Genomic DNA, 15,548 nt, shown 5'->3' on the forward strand with positions numbered 1-15,548 from the left:
CGAGGGACACGCCATGACTGATCCGGCTCCCGGGCCGGCCGGGACGGCCGGCGCGCCGGACCCGTACGTCTTCTTCCTCAGTTATGCCCGGGTGCCGTCCACCGAGGACGGGGCGAAGGCGCAGAACCCCGATCAGGACCTGGTCGCTTTCCATCGTCAACTGTGCGGACACATCATGCAGTTGACCGATCATGACGGAGTTCGCCCGCCAGGGTTCCTGGATCGCAGGATGGGCGTCGGCGCCGACTGGGAGCGGCGGCTGAAGGAGACCCTCAGTGACTGCCAGGTCTTCGTCCCCGTCTACACCTATCGCTATTTCACCCGTGAGTGGTGCGGCCGGGAGTGGGACGCTTTCGCCCGCCGCCAGGAGGAACACGGCCGCAGCCGCCCGTACACCGGCAACGCCATCGTCCCCGTGCTCTGGGTCGGGCCCGAGCACCTGAAACTGCCGCGCGTGGCCCGCCGCGTGCAGTACGAGCATCCCGACCTCGGCGCGGAATACCTCACGTGGGGGCTGTACGGGTTGCGCGCGAAGGGCTACCACGCCAAGTACCACAGCGCCGTGTGGGGCATCGCGCAGACGATCGTCAAGGTGGCCGAGCAGACCCGGTTGGCGCCCTGCGACATCGAGCTGTTCAAGGAGCTCAGGAACGTCTTCGAGGAGGAACAGTAGGATGCCGCTCTTCTTCCTCAGCTACTCGCACGTGCCGGTGCACCGCACGGGCCGCAGCCCCGACTTCGACCGGCTCGTCTTCCGCTTCTTCGACGACCTGTGCGCCCACCTCGCCGCCGCCGGCGGGCCGGAGGGAGAGGCGGCCGGGTTCGTCGAGCGGTCCGCGACACCGGCCGAGGAGACCCTGCGGGCCCTCGCCGACTGCCGTGTCTTCGTCCCCCTCTACGCGAAGCGGTATTTCACCGACCCGAAGTGCGGTCGGCACTGGACCGCGGCCACCACCCGGCCACCACCCGGCGGCCCGGCCTTCGTACCGGTGCTGTGGACGCCGTACCCGCCCTCCGCGCTGCCCCGCGCGGCCCAGTACGACCTGCCCGCGATGCCCGAGGGCGGCGGTGAGGCGGAGGAGGAGTACGCCGCCACGGGTCTGCACCAGATGCTCCAGCTCGGCACGGAACTCGGCGACGCGCAGGCCGCCGACCGGGCGGGCCGGATCACCGCCTGGCTCGCCCGCCGCGTCCTGCACGCCGCCGCCACCGTCCCCGCACCGCCCGAGGACCAGGGCCTGCCGTCCCCGCTGACCGACCTGGACAACGCGTTCGCCGCCCCGCCACCCGCCCCGCCGCCGCTGCGGATCACCGTCCTCGCCCCTACCGAGGACCAACTCCCCATCGGCCGGGACGAGTCGCGCTACGGCCCGGCGCCGGAGGACTGGCGGCCCTACGGCCCCGCCCTCGGCCCGCTCGCCGACCAGGTACGGGCGCTGGCCCGCAACCTCGGCTTCGCTCCCGACTTGGTGGCCTTCGACAAGCCCCGCGCCGAACTGCGCAGCGCGGCCGTCCCGGACGCCCCCTGGATCCTCGTGGTCGATCCCTGGGCTCTGGAGAATCCCCGGATCGCCGCCCAGGCGAAGGAGTTCGACGCCGCACGGCGACCGTGGACGGCCGTGCTGAGCGTGCTCCCCGAGGACGATCCGCAGACCAAGGAAGGGTCCGAGCGGCTGGAGCGGTTGTTGCACACCTGCTTTCCCCGTTTCCTGCGCGAGGGCCGCACGGGGGAGCAGAATGCCGTCCGAGGCCGCCTGCCCGACCCGGACGTGTTCGCACTGTGGTTCAGCGAACTCGCCGAGTCCGCCAAGATGCGCTATTTGCGATACATTCACTCGCAATTGTCCACCGGGGGAAACGGCGCCGGGGACCGCACGGAGGGCAGGTCATGACCGGCGACGAGGGCAGAATCATCACGTTCTACTCGTACAAGGGCGGTACGGGACGGACGATGGCGCTCGCCAACACGGCCTGGATCCTGGCCTCCGCGGGACACCGCGTGCTCGTCGTCGACTGGGACCTGGACGCTCCCGGCCTGGACCGCTTCTTCCACCCCTTCCTGGACGAGGAGAAACTGCGCACCACACCCGGCGTGCTGGAACTCGTCTCCCGCTTCAGCGAGTCCCTGGTCCAGGTCCGGCACACCGTCGCGGCGACACACGATTCCGGGCCCCACCTCGGCCACGGCTCCAGCCACGGCTCCGTCGAGGCCGTCACCGTCTCCGGCGACGACTGGGGTGCCGAGATGCTCCCCCTGGAGAGCTGTGTGCTGCCCGTCTCCTGGCACTTCCCGGACGGCGGCTGGCTCGACTACCTCCCGGCGGGGACGAAGAACAAGGGCTATCTGACCGCCTTCTCGCAGTTCGACTGGAAGCCGTTCATGGACGGCCCGCTTGCCACCCGCTTCCTGGAACGCCTCAAGCGCGCATTCGGCGACCGGTACGACTACGTCCTCGTCGACAGCCGTACGGGCCTGAACGACATCTCCGACATCTGCACCGTCAACCTGCCGCACACCCTCGTCACCTGCTTCACCCCCAGCAGCCAGAGCATCGACGGCGCGGTCGCGGTCGCCGAACGCATCGAGGAGATGCACCGCGACCGCCGCATCCGCATCCTGCCCGTCCCCATGCGCGTGGAGAACGCCGAGGCCGACCGGCTGGAGGCCGCCCGCGGCCAGTTCCAGTACCGCTTCGACCGCATCCTGCGCCGCCACCTCCCCGCCGGCACCCAGCCCGACGACTACTGGGGCCGGGTGGAGATCCCCTACCGGCCCATCTACTCCTACGAGGAGACCCTGGCCCCCTTCCGCGAGGCCCCCGGCGACCCCAAGAGCCTGCTCTCCGCCTACGAGCGGCTCGCCGAGGTCCTCTCCGACGGCCAGGTGACCCGGATGGCCCGGATCGACGAGGCGCTGCGCCGCCGTACCCTGGAGCGCTACACCCGCCACCGGCCGCCCCGTGTCTCCGACGTGTACGTCAGCTTCGTACCTCAGGACCGTAGTTGGGCGCTGTGGGCGGGCGCGGTCCTGGAGGAGGCCGGCTTCAAGGTCCACCTGGCGCAGGAGGGCACCGCCGAGGGCGGCCGGCACCGGCAGGAGATCGAGCGGGTCGTCGAGTCGGCCCCGCACACCCTCGTCGTACTCTCCGAGGCCTATCTGCGCTCCTCGCGCTTCCGTACGACCTGGGAGGCGGTCTACGCGGCCGGGGGCCTGGAGGAGGACGGCCGCCTGGTGTCCATGAGCGTCGAACGGCTGCCGCTCGGCAGCCCGTTCACCGACCGGCTCGCCGACCTGACCCGCTGTGACACCGGAGAGGCCGCCCGCGACGCCCTGCTGGCCTGTTTCGGCCGCACCTTCGCCCCCGCCTCCCGCGAGCACTACACCGGCGGCGAACGCCGGATGCCCCGCTACCCCGGAGCCGAACCCCCGGTGTGGTCCGTCCCGCTGCGCACCGCCTCCTTCACCGGCCGCACCGCATTACTGGAGCGGATCCGTGAGCGGCTCCACGAGGGGGACGGCAGGGCGCTGCTCCTCAAGGGCCTCGGCGGAGTCGGAAAGACGCTGCTCGCTCGCGAGTTCGCCCACCGTTACAAGAGCGACTACGACATCGCCTGGCACATCCAGGCCGAACAGCGCAACCTCGCCGTCGAACAGTTCGCGGCCATGGCCGGGCCGCTGGGCGTGGCCGAGCGGAAGAACCCCACCGACACCGCCAAAGCCGTCCGTGAAGCCCTCGACCGCGGCGAACCGTACGGCAGTTGGCTGCTGATCCTGGACAACGCGGTGGAGGCGGGCAATCTGCCCGACTTCATGGTCAGCGGCCGCAGCGGACACGTTCTGATCACCAGCCAGCGCTCGGAGGGCTGGGGGCGCTGGGCCGACACCCTCGAAGTCGGCGTGTTCGAACGCGAGGAGAGCATCGCCCATCTGCGCGGCCGGCTGCCCGACTGCGGCCGGGCCGACGCGGACCAGATCGCGGAGGCGCTCGGCGACCTGCCGATCGCGGTGGAACAGGCCGCCGCAGGCATCGAACAGTCCAAGGTCAGTGCCCGCGCCTACCTCCGCGAGCTGCAGTCCCCGGCCACCGGTGCCGCCCGCACCCGCGGTTCCGGTGACGACAAGGTCGGCGATGTCACCAGGGTCAGCGGCGCCACCTGGGAGTTCGCCCTCGGGCAATTGCGCCTCAAGTTCCCGCAGGCGGTGCAACTACTGCAGATCTGCGCCTACTTCGGCCCCGAGCCGATCTCCATGGACCTGCTGGAGGGCGCCGAGGTCTCCCGCGCGCTGGGTGACTCCCGCACCGTCGCCCGCGCCTACCAGGAACTCAGCCGCTTCTCCCTGGTCACCGTGGACCGCAAGATCTGGGGTGTCCAGGTGCACCGGCTGGTGCAGCGCGCCATGCGGGACAGCATGACCGAGCAGGAACGGCAGGCCGCGCGGGACGTCGTCTACCGCACTCTGATCGCGGCCCGCCCCAGCAAGGACGACCCCGAGGACCCCAACACCTGGGAGAGCTACCGGGTCATCTGGTCCCACATCGGCACTCCCTGGGCGATGAGCGCCACCGAGGGCGGCATCCGGGAACTCCTGGTCGACCGGGTACGGCAACTGCGCCGCCGGGGCGAGCTGGCACAGGCCATGGAGCTGAGCAACCGCTGTGTGACGACCTGGACGGAGAGCGGCTCCCCCGACGACCGCTGGACCCTCCACATGCGCTTCCAGATCGCCAACATCCTGCGCGCACAAGGCCGTTACGAAGAGTCGCTGGCCCTGGACCGGGAGGTCCTCGAACGTCAGCTCGCCACCCTGCGCGACCCCGACGACCAGCACGTCCTGATGACCACCAGCAGCGTCGCCGCCGACCTGCGCGGCCTGGGCCGGCTGTCCGAGGCGCTGGAGCACGACCGCCGCACCCACCAGCGCTATCTGGAGATCTACGGAGAGGACCACCCCCGCACCCTCGGCGCCGCCAACAATCTCGCCGTATCCCTGCGGCTGTCCGGCGAGTACTACACGGCCCGCGCCCTGGACACCAGGACCCTCGCCCTGCGTGAGGAGATCCTGCTGCACGACCATCCGCTGACCATCGAGTCCGCGGTGAACCTCGGACGCGACCACCGGGACTGCGGCGACTACGCGGCGTCCGTCAGCCTGCTGCGGCGCGCCTACGACCGCTGTCTGCGCAACCCCCGGCTCACCCAGGGCTCACCGACGGTGCTGAACACCGCCAAGGGCCTGGCCGGCGCGCTGCGCCGGACGGGCAGGCCGGCCGAGGCGCAGGAACTGGTCGAACACGTGCTCAAGCACGGGCCGGAGGGGGAGAAAGGGGCTTCCCCGGAACGGCTGCTGGTGGAGATGAGCCTGGCCGGCGACCTGGCCGCGCAGGGCCGCAGGGACGACGGACTGCGGCTGATCCGCAGGGTCCTCGACGACCTCCGGGACAGCCTCGGCGAGGACCATCCGCAGACGGTGGCGTGCTCGGCCAACTACGCGGTCCTGCTGCTGGGCGACATCGACACGGCCGCGCACCCGGCAGGCGGGGACACCGCGACCGTCGAGGAGTCGGCACGGGCGCGCACGCTGCTGCTGCGGGCGCTCGAAGCATTCACCGCGCTCAGCGGCGAGCACCACCCCTACACCCTGATCTGCCGCGTCAACCTGGCCGCAGCCGACGCGGCCCTCGGTGACCGGGAGGAGGCGCGCAGGGGCTGCCAGGAGGCGTACGACCTCCTCCGCGAGGCCCTGGAACCCACCCACCCCTCCACGCTCACCTGCGCGGGCAACCTGGGGCTGGTCCTGGGACTGCTCGGCCGGCCGCAGGAGGCGCGCAGCACCCTGCAGGCCGCCCTGTCCGCCCTGGCCAAGCGGCTCGGCGAGGACCACCCGCGGGTGCGGGCCCTGCGGGAGGAGCGGATCACCTGCCTGGAACTGGAGCCACCGCCGATCTGACCTCCCGGGCCCGGTCGCGCACCCAGGCGAGGACCTGCGGCATGGCCGGCAGGGCCGCGAAATGCGCCACCGACGGCTGAAGCACCGCCCGGGCGGACGGAACGTGCCGTTCGAGGTAGCGGAAGTGGGACAGGGGCGCGAAGACGTCGTGCTCGCCGTGCCAGAGCAGCACGGGCAGCGACGGGTCGATCTCCTCCAGCTTGAACTCCCACGGCGAGCGGAAGGCGACCAGGTCGTCCACCCAGCCCAGCGGCGCCCGCGGATCCATCCGCGGGGACTCCGCGCCTGGGGAGCGGGCGTGCCCGACCGCCGACAGATAGTTGACCAGCAGCATCCGTCGCACCCCGGCGTCCGAGACCACGACCCGGTCCACCGCGGGCAGTTCCTCGTCCAGCGACCGCAGCAGCGAGGCCGGATCGCTGCGGATGGCCTCGGCGTTGCGCGCCAGCAGGGCGCCCAGCTCCGCCACATCGGGCGCGCTACGGTCGAGCAGCTCGTACGTGGCGACGTTCGACGGTGACATGTCCGCGAACCAGTCCAGCTCCGCGCCGTCCGCGTCCGGTGGAGCGGTCGAGACCAGGGCGGCCGCGCTCGCCACCCGCCCTCCGGGGTTGATCGCGGCCGACGCCAGCGCGTGCGGGCCACCGCCGGACCGGCCCACCACCGAGTAGCGCTCCAGCCCCAGCCGCCGCGCGATCGCGTCGACGTCCGCGGCGGCGTCGGCGACCGTACGTCCCGGGGCCCGGTCGGAGTCGCCGTAGCCGGGACGGTCGTAGGCGATCAGACGGACACCGAGCTTGTGCAGGTCGAAGGTGCGGGGCCGGGGACCGAGCCGGCTGCCGGGAGTTCCGTGCAGCAGGAAGACGGGGTGCGCGTCCTCGTCGCCCCACGTCTGGTAGACGAGGGTCCTGGGCCGCCCCGGACCGCCCTGCTCACGGACCGGCACCTCGACACTTCCGACCACTCGATGTCCTCCCGTCGCCAGCGGCTGTACTGGGCGGGACCTTCCCATGATTCTCCCCGGAGGGACCCGCGCCAAGGTGTGGTTCAGCCGTTTCGAGGCGGCGGAAACCGCGCCTACGGTAGTGCACCGGGGGATGCCGCCGTGGGCGGATCGCCCAGTGACCGGCGGGCGCGTCCCCCCTTGTCAGGGAGCGCGGGGAACCGCGCGACAAGCCGCGGCGTACCGCCCTTTCGGGGTAATGGGGGCGGCGCCTCTCGCGGCAACGGGAAGGGTAGGGGCGGCGGGGGCGGAAATCCCCTGCGCAATCGACTCCTTTGCACAGTGCAAAACCGGGTACCCGCACCGCCGTGAGCCACCCAACCCTGCGGGAGCGAACATGGCCGATGTTCCGGTGACCCAGCTCGAGGCCGCTCTTCGCGCCGAGACGGACGCCGAGGTCCGCTTCGACGCCGGCAGCCGCGGCGCCTACGCCACCGACGGTTCCAACTACCGCCAGGTCCCACTCGGCGTCGTCGTCCCCCGCAGCGTCGAGGACGGCGCCCGCGCCGTCGAGGTGTGCGCACGCTTCCGCGCCCCCGTCCTCTCCCGCGGCGGCGGCACCAGTCTGGCCGGCCAGTGCACCAACGCCGCCGTCGTCGTCGACTGGACCAAGTACTGCGACGCCCTGGTCTCCGTCGACCCGGAGGCCCGTACCTGCGTCGTCGAACCCGGCATCGTCCTGGACGAACTCAACCGCCGACTCGCCGAGCACAAGCTGCAGTTCGGGCCGAAGCCGTCCACGCACAGCCACTGCGCGCTCGGCGGCATGATCGGCAACAACTCCTGCGGCGCCTCCGCACAGGCGTACGGCAAGACCGTCGACAACGTGCGCCGGCTGGAGGTCCTCACCTACGACGGCGTCCGGATGTGGGTCAGCCCCACCTCGCCGGAGGAGCGCGCCGCGATCGCCGCCGCCGGCGGCCGCCGCGCCGAGATCTACGACGGCCTGGACCGCCTCGTCACCGAGTACCTCGCCGACATCCGCACCGGCTACCCGAAGATCCCGCGCCGCGTCTCCGGCTACAACCTCGACTCGCTGCTCCCCGAGAACGGCCTCGACGTCGCCCGCGCCCTCGTCGGCAGCGAGGGCACCCTGGTGACCGTACTGCGCGCCGAACTCGACCTGGTGCCGGTGCCCGCGTACCAGCCGCTGCTCGTCCTCGGCTACGACGACATCTGCCATGCCGCCGACGACGTCACCCGCCTGCTGCGGCACTGCGAGCCCACCCAGTTGGAGGCGCTCGACGACCGCATGGCGCAGCTCATGCGCGAGGAGCACGCCCACGAGGAGTCCCTGCACGCCCTGCCCGAGGGCGGGAGCTGGCTGCTGCTGCAGTTCGCCGGCGACAGCCAGGACGACGTCGACCGGCAGGCGCACGACCTGCTGCGCGCCCTCGGCCGCGACGAGAAGGACCCCCGGGTCGCCTTCTCCGACGACCCCGAGCGCGAGCAGCGCATGCTCAAGGCCCGGGAGGCCGGACTCGGCGTCACCGCCCGCCCGCCGGACGGCCGGGAGACCTGGGAGGGCTGGGAGGACTCCGCCGTCCCGCCCGAACGCCTCGGCGACTACCTCCGTGACCTGAAGAAGCTGTTCGAGGAGTTCGACTACGACCACCCGTCCGTGTACGGGCACTTCGGGCAGGGCTGCGTGCACACCCGGATCCCGTTCGAACTGAAGACCGCCGAGGGCATCGCCGTCTTCCGGCGGTTCCTGGAACGCGCCGCCGACCTCGTCGCCTCCTACGGCGGCTCCCTCTCCGGCGAGCACGGCGACGGCCAGTCCCGCGGCGAGCTGCTCACCCGGATGTTCGGCCGGCGGCTGGTGGGCGCCTTCGGCGAGCTCAAGGCGCTGTTCGACCCGGAGAACCGGATGAACCCGGGCAAGGTCGTCCACCCGAATCCCGTCGACGGACAGCTGCGCCTCGGCGCCTCCTGGACGCCGATGACCCCGGAGACCCACTTCGGCTATCCGGAGGACGAGCACTCCTTCAGCCGCGCGGTGATGCGCTGCGTCGGCATCGGCAACTGCCGTGGCCACGAGGGCGGCGTGATGTGCCCCTCGTACCGGGCCACCAAGGAGGAGGAGCACTCCACCCGCGGCCGCTCCCGGCTGCTGTTCGAGATGCTCGACGGGCACGCCGACTCCGCCGTCAAGGACGGCTGGCGCTCCACCGAGGTCAAGGACGCCCTCGATCTCTGCCTGGCCTGCAAGGGCTGCAAGTCGGACTGCCCCACGGGGGTGGACATGGCCACCTACAAGGCCGAGTTCCTCGCCCACCACTACGACGGCCGGCTCCGTCCGCCCGCCCATTACTCCATGGGCTGGATGCCGGTGTGGGCCAGGCTCTCCCGGATCGCGCCCTCGCTGGTCAATACCGCGCTCCAGGCGCCCGTACTGAGCCGGGCGGGCAAATGGGTGGCCGGGGTGGACAAGGCACGGCAGGCCCCCGTCTTCGCCGAGCGGTCCTTCCTGCAGTGGTGGCGGGAGGAGGGGAAGCACGACGCCTCCCTCGCCGGCGCGCCGGATCCCGCCGACCCACGGACAGTGATGTTGTGGCCCGACACCTCCAGCACCTACTTCCACCCCGCGATCGCGACCTCCGCGGTACGGGTCCTGCGCGACGCCGGTTTCCGCGTCGCCGTGCCGGAACGACCCGTGTGCTGCGGGCTGACCTGGATCTCCACCGGCCAGCTCACCGTCGCCAAGAAGGTGCTGCGCCGCACCCTGGACACCCTGAAGCCGTACCTGGAGGCCGGCACCCCGATCATCGGGCTGGAACCCTCCTGCACCGCCGTCTTCCGCTCCGACGCACCCGAGCTGATGCCCGCCGACCAGGACGTGCGACGGCTCGCCGGCCAGGTGCGGACCTTCGCCGAGCAGCTCGTCCACCACGCCCCCGAGGACTGGGAGCCGCCTCGGCTGTCCCGGCGGGCGACCGTACAGACGCACTGCCACCAGCACGCGATCATGAAGTTCGACGCCGACCGCGAGCTGATGCGCCGCGCCCACCTGGACGCCGACGTGCTCGACGAGGGCTGCTGCGGACTGGCCGGAAACTTCGGCTTCGAACGCGGCCACCACGAGGTCTCCATGGCTGTTGCGGAACAGGGCGTGCTGCCCGCCGTCCGCGCGGCCGCTCCCGACAGCGTGCTGCTCGCCGACGGATTCAGCTGCCGCACCCAGATCGAGCAGGGCGACACCGGGCGTCGCGCCCTGCACCTGGCCGAGGTGCTCGCCCTCGGGCTCGGTCAGGACAACCTGCCGACCGAACACCCCGAACGCCTGGCCGACCGCCCGGCCGGCCCCTCCCGCACCGCCCGCTGGGCGGCCACCGCGGGCGCCGCCGCCGTCACCGCCACGGCCGCCGCGGCGGCGGGCCGCGGCGCCGTACGCCGGCTGACGCGCCGGGGCTGACGCACGGCGCCGGGCTGGCCGGCACGCGTGACAGCGCCCGGCAGCGGGGTAACCGGGTGCGGACCGGCCTCCCGGCCCTCACCTCGAGTCAACTGCGAACTCCACGGAAAGGTCCCGAACATGTCGTCGAAGAAGGTCTCCGACTACGTCCTCGAGCGGCTGCGCGAGTGGGAGGTCGAACACGTCTTCGCCTACCCGGGCGACGGCATCAACGGCCTCCTCGCCGCCTGGGGACGCGCCGACAACCACCCCCGGTTCGTACAGGCCCGGCACGAGGAGATGGCCGCCTTCGAGGCGGTCGGCTACGCCAAGTTCTCCGGCAAGGTCGGCGTCTGCGCCGCCACCTCCGGACCCGGCGCGATCCACCTGCTCAACGGGCTGTACGACGCCAAGCTCGACCACGTGCCCGTGGTCGCCCTCGTCGGCCAGACCAACCGCAGTGCCATGGGCGGCTCGTACCAGCAGGAGGTCGACCTGGTCAGCCTCTACAAGGACGTCGCCTCCGACTTCTGCGAGATGGTGACCGTCCCCGAGCAGCTTCCCAACGTGCTCGACCGCGCGATGCGCACCGCCATGGCCCGCCGCTCGGTCACCGCCGTCATCATCCCCGCCGACGTGCAGGAACTGGACTACTCGCCGCCGGAGCACGCCTTCAAGATGGTGCCCTCCAGCCTGGGCATGACCCACTACGCGCCGGTGCCCGCCGAGGCCGACATCGAGCGCGCCGCCGAAGTGCTCAACGCGGGCAGCAAGGTCGCCGTCCTGATCGGCCAGGGCGCCCGCGGGGCCCGCCAGGAGGTCATGGAGGTCGCCGAGCGGCTCGGCGCCGGCGTCGCCAAGGCGCTGCTCGGCAAGGACGCCCTCGACGACGACCTGCCCTACGTCACCGGCTCCATCGGACTGCTGGGCACCCGGCCCTCGTACGAGCTGATGCAGGAGTGCGACACCCTCCTCGTCATCGGCTCCAGCTTCCCGTACACCCAGTTCATGCCCGAGTTCGGTCAGGCGCGGGCGGTGCAGATCGACATCGACCCGCACATGATCGGCCTGCGCTACCCCTTCGAGGTCAACCTCGTCGGCGACGCCCGCGAGACCCTGCGCCGGCTCCTGCCGCACCTGGACGGAGCCAAGGACAACTCCTGGCGCAAGAAGATCGAGAAGGGCACCGCCCGCTGGTGGGAGGTGATGCAGCGGCGCGCCGCCGTGGACGCCGAACCGATCAACCCCGAGTACGTCGCCCACGCCCTGAACGAACTGCTGCCCGAGAACGTCATCCTGGCCGCCGACTCCGGCTCCGCCGCCAACTGGTACGCCCGCCACCTGCGGCTGCGCGGCGAGATGCGCGGCTCGCTCTCCGGCACCCTCGCCACCATGGGCCCCGGCGTCCCGTACGTCATCGGCGCCAAGTTCGCCCACGGCGACCGGCCCGCGATCGCGCTGGTCGGCGACGGGGCGATGCAGATGAACGGCATGGCCGAGCTGATCACCGTCGCCAAGTACTGGCAGCAGTGGGAGGACCCGCGCCTCATCGTCGCCGTCCTGAACAACCAGGACCTCAACCAGGTCACCTGGGAGATGCGGGCCATGTCCGGCGCCCCGCAGTTCCTGCCCTCGCAGTCTCTCCCCGACGTCGCCTACGCCGACTTCGCCCGCTCGGTCGGCCTGAACGGCATGCGGGTGGAGAAGCCCGGTGACGTCCAGGCCGCCTGGCAGGCCGCGCTCGCCTCCGACCGGCCGTTCGTCCTCGACTTCGTCACCGACCCCGCCGTGCCGCCGATCCCGCCGCACGCCTCCCTCGACCAGATCGAAGCCGCCGCCACGTCCATCCTCAAGGGCGACAGCGACCGGGCGGGCATGGTCCGGCAGGGCTTCAAGGCCAAGGTGCAGGAGATGCTGCCCGGCGGCCGGGACCGCGCGGACCGGCCCGGCACGGAGAACGGCAAGTGACGCACCGGCACCCGCGACCCCACCCGTACCCCCACCGGGCCGACCGGCGGCATCCGGCCGGCCCGGCCCGTTGGACGGCCCGCCGGACGGAAGGCCGGACAGCATGAGCACGAAGGACACCCGGCCGGCCGGGCCGGGCGGCCCGTTCCCCCCGCACGCGCTGCACGACTACGCGCTGCTGGCCGACGGGGAACGGGGCGCGCTGATCGGACCGGACGGCGCCATCGGCTGGTTGTGCGCGCCCTGCTGGCACGACGGTGCCGTCCTCGCCGACCTCATCGGCGGCCGTGGCGTGTACGCCGTCAGCCCGCGCGACACCTACGTCTTCGGCGGTTACTACGAGGAGGGCACCCTCATCTGGCGCAGCCGCTGGGTGACCGTCGACGGCATCGTCGAGTGCCGCGAGGCCCTTGCCTTCCCCGGCGATCCCGAACGGCTCCTCCTGCTGCGGCAGCTCCGGGCCGTCGACAACCCGGCCCGGCTCTCGGTCGTCCTCGATCCGCACGCCGACTACGGCCGCGCGCCGCTGGAGCCCGTACGGCGATCCGGGCCCGGCGTGTGGGAGCTGCGCACCGGCGGTCTCCACCTGCGTTGGCAGGGACCCCCGTCCGCCGTGCCGGGCGAGGACGGCCTCACCGCACAGGTGGAACTGGGGGAGGGGGAGCGGCTCGACCTGGTCCTGGAATGCTCCGGTTCCCCGCTGCCCCGGGTGCTGCCCCGCGCCGGGGACCTGTGGCGCACCACCGAGGACGCCTGGCGGCGGGCCGTGCCGGCACTGGAGAACACCCTCGCGCCCGGCGACGCCCGCCGTGCCTACGCCGTGCTGCGCGGGCTGACCACACGCGGCGGCGGCATGGTCGCCGCGGCCACCACCAGTCTGCCGGAGCGGGCCGAGGAGGGCCGCAACTACGACTACCGGTACGTGTGGATCCGCGACCAGAGTTACGCCGGGCAGGCCGCGGCCGCTGCCGGGGCGCCCGAACTCCTCGACGACGCCGTCCGGTTCGTCGGCGAAAGGCTCCACGAGGACGGGCCCGGCCTGGCCCCCGCCTACACCGTGCACGGCGCCCCCGTGCCCGACCAGCAGGACCTCGATCTGCCGGGCTACCCGGGCGGGTTCGACCGGATCGGCAACCAGGTGCGCACCCAGTTCCAGCTCGACGGCTTCGGCGAGGCGCTGCTGCTGTTCGCCGCCGCCGCCCGACTGAGGCGGCTCGACGACACCGGCTGGAAGGCCGTCGACCTCGCCGTCCGCGCCGTCGCCGAACGGTGGCGGGAACCCGACGCGGGCATCTGGGAACTGGACGAACGCCGGTGGACCCACTCCCGGCTGAGCTGCGTCGCGGGACTGCGGGCCGTCGCCGGCGCGGCCCCCCGCCACCCGCTGGCCGGCACCTGCACCCGGCTCGCCGACACGATCCTGGCCGCCACCGCCGCCACCAGTGTCCATCCGGACGGCCACTGGCAGCGCTCGCCCGAGGACCCGCACGTGGACGCCGCGCTGTTGCTGCCCGCCGTGCGCGGCGCGCTGCCGGCCGAGGACCCGCGCACCCGAGCCACCCTGGAGGCGTGCCGCCGCGATCTGACCCAGGACCACTTCGTCTACCGCTTCCGGCACGACGACAGACCGTTGGAGGAGGCGGAGGGCGCCTTTGTGCTGTGCGGTTTCGTCATGGCCCTGGCCGAGCACCGGCAGGGCCGCCGGGCCTCGGCGTACCGCTGGTTCGAACGCAACCGGGGTGCCTGCGGCGCCTCGGGCCTCTACGCAGAGGAGTTCGACGTCGCCCAGCGCCAACTGAGGGGCAACCTGCCGCAGGCGTTCGTGCACGCCCTGCTGCTGGAGTCGGCGGCCCGGCTGGACGGGCCGCCTGGGTGACGCGGGATGCGCCCCGGTCACCACGGACGGAGGGTCACGACCGAAGGGGCACGACCGAAGGGGCACGACCCGAGGATCACGGCAGCGGGGCCCCGCCCGTCGCGTTGACGATCTCCGCGCTGGTGAACGACGCCCGGCCGAGACGGCGCCCGCCTATGTCTTCCTGGCGCGGAAACGAGACGGCGCCCGCTTGCCGAACTCCCGGGTGTCCGGGAGCGTGGCCCAGATCAGCGGCGTCCACACCGGACCCGGGGCCACCGCGTTCACCGGACGCCCTTCTCCGCCGGCATCCGCGCCAGGCCCTGGGTGAAGGTGACGATGCCGCCCTTCGTGGTCGCGTAGTCCAGCAGATGCGGACTGGGCTTGTACGCCTGCGCGGACACGGAGTCGATGATGCTGCCGCCCTCGGGGATGTGCGGCAGCGCGAACACGTCGTACCCGGGGGACCGCGCTTCCCGCGGCGCGGGCCGAGTGACCGGCGGAGGGCGGGAGTACGCCCGCGTACACGTGGGGTGTGCGTCTCATCCGGCCAGCGGCAGTCCCGGACCCTCGGCGAGCACCGCACGGACCTCGTCGATCACCGTGCCGTCCACCGGCAGCATCAGATGACCCACCCCGTGCACCCGCACGTTGCGCACCCGCAGGTCGGGATGGTCGAGCCGGCCCCGGCTGGTGGGGATCACGGCCTCGTCCAGGTCGCTGTAGAAGGACACGAACCGCGTGCGGCAGCCTCGGCACGGCTCGTCCAGCTCGGCCAGCAGCGCGCTGCCGGGCCGCAAATGACGCAGGAAGGGATGCGGAATGCCCCACAGCGCCATCGCGGTGCCGCCGTGCGGGGTGCCGAGGGTGATCGCGAGCGGGACATGGGCGTCACCGCCGAGCCGCTGCACGTAGTAACGGACCACCAGACCGCCCAGGCTGTGCCCGACCAGGCACACCGGCCTGCCGCCCGCCTGCCGCCGCACCCGCTCCACCTGTTCGCCCAGCAGCCGGGCGGCCTCGGGGATGTCGGGGTTGAAGGCGTTGTACGTCGCCATGAAGCACGGCCCGGCACCACTGTCGCTCAGGGCCCGGCGCAGTCGGGTGAAGATCGACGAGCGGTCCGCCAGCCCGTGCACGAACAGCACCGGCAGGCCGTTCTCGTCGGCGCAGTCCAGCTCCTCCAGCCGTGCGTCGTCGCCGCCCAGCCACGAGGTGAGGCCGCGCACCCCCTGCAGGGTCAGCTCCCACGGCAGACCGGCCAGCCGCACGTACGCCCATCCGGTCTCCAGTGCGGCACCGCGCAACGCCATCAGTGAGGCGACGACGACACGCGCTCTCATCAGATCCAGGCCCGTGATGCTCATGTGCGGGTCGA

Annotated in this window: 8 protein-coding genes and 1 pseudogene; 6 read left to right on the plus strand and 3 right to left on the minus strand. The window is 72.2% G+C overall.

Going from position 1 to position 15,548, the window contains the following annotated elements:
• Positions 1-13 precede the first annotated feature (13 nt).
• From QFZ64_RS32025 to fxsT, 3 genes are read left to right on the plus strand one after another with little or no spacing between them, the layout of a single operon-like run.
• The gene (locus tag QFZ64_RS32025) at positions 14-673 is read left to right on the plus strand and encodes a TIR-like protein FxsC (RefSeq protein ID WP_307070963.1); all 660 of its coding nucleotides are present in this window, start codon (positions 14-16) and stop codon (positions 671-673) included.
• A 1-nt stretch (position 674) separates the two neighbouring features.
• Complete coding sequence (gene fsxC, locus QFZ64_RS32030; RefSeq protein ID WP_307070964.1) at positions 675-1,892, plus strand: FxsC protein; 1,218 nt, start codon at positions 675-677, stop codon at positions 1,890-1,892.
• Positions 1,889-5,950, plus strand: coding sequence for an FxSxx-COOH system tetratricopeptide repeat protein (fxsT, locus tag QFZ64_RS32035; protein ID WP_307070965.1), 4,062 nt, complete (start codon positions 1,889-1,891; stop codon positions 5,948-5,950). Before fsxC ends, fxsT begins: the two co-directional genes overlap by 4 nt.
• On the opposite strand, the gene QFZ64_RS32040 is transcribed toward fxsT, so the two are convergent.
• Entirely contained in the window at positions 5,916-6,914 is a 999-nt protein-coding gene (locus QFZ64_RS32040; protein ID WP_307070966.1) for an alpha/beta fold hydrolase, read from the minus strand. The genes fxsT and QFZ64_RS32040 overlap by 35 nt on opposite strands.
• A gap of 376 nt (positions 6,915-7,290) precedes the next feature.
• Here QFZ64_RS32040 and QFZ64_RS32045 point away from each other — a divergent pair, with 376 nt between their 5' ends.
• The 3 genes from QFZ64_RS32045 to QFZ64_RS32055 all read left to right on the plus strand — a co-directional run bounded on the left by QFZ64_RS32045 (position 7,291) and on the right by QFZ64_RS32055 (position 14,191).
• A complete protein-coding gene (locus QFZ64_RS32045; protein WP_307070967.1) occupies positions 7,291-10,368 on the plus strand; it encodes an FAD-binding and (Fe-S)-binding domain-containing protein in 3,078 nt (1,025 codons plus the stop codon).
• A 120-nt stretch (positions 10,369-10,488) separates the two neighbouring features.
• On the plus strand, positions 10,489-12,315 hold the full coding sequence (locus tag QFZ64_RS32050) for a thiamine pyrophosphate-requiring protein (protein ID WP_307070968.1): 1,827 nt from the start codon (positions 10,489-10,491) through the stop codon (positions 12,313-12,315).
• Between the two features lie 103 nt (positions 12,316-12,418).
• Positions 12,419-14,191 carry a glycoside hydrolase family 15 protein gene (locus QFZ64_RS32055; protein ID WP_307070969.1) on the plus strand — a complete coding sequence of 591 codons (1,773 nt, stop codon included), beginning with the start codon at positions 12,419-12,421 and terminating at the stop codon, positions 14,189-14,191.
• A 76-nt stretch (positions 14,192-14,267) separates the two neighbouring features.
• Here the strand turns inward: QFZ64_RS32055 and QFZ64_RS32060 are convergent.
• Both QFZ64_RS32060 and QFZ64_RS32065 read right to left on the minus strand, forming a co-directional pair.
• Positions 14,268-14,619: pseudogene (locus QFZ64_RS32060) on the minus strand (SDR family oxidoreductase); the annotation flags it as partial.
• 93 nt (positions 14,620-14,712) lie between these two features.
• Complete coding sequence (locus QFZ64_RS32065) at positions 14,713-15,537, minus strand: triacylglycerol lipase (RefSeq protein WP_307070971.1); 825 nt, start codon at positions 15,535-15,537, stop codon at positions 14,713-14,715.
• Positions 15,538-15,548: the final 11 nt, after the last annotated feature.

Source organism: Streptomyces sp. B3I8, from assembly GCF_030816915.1.
Classification (GTDB): Bacteria; Actinomycetota; Actinomycetes; order Streptomycetales; family Streptomycetaceae; genus Streptomyces.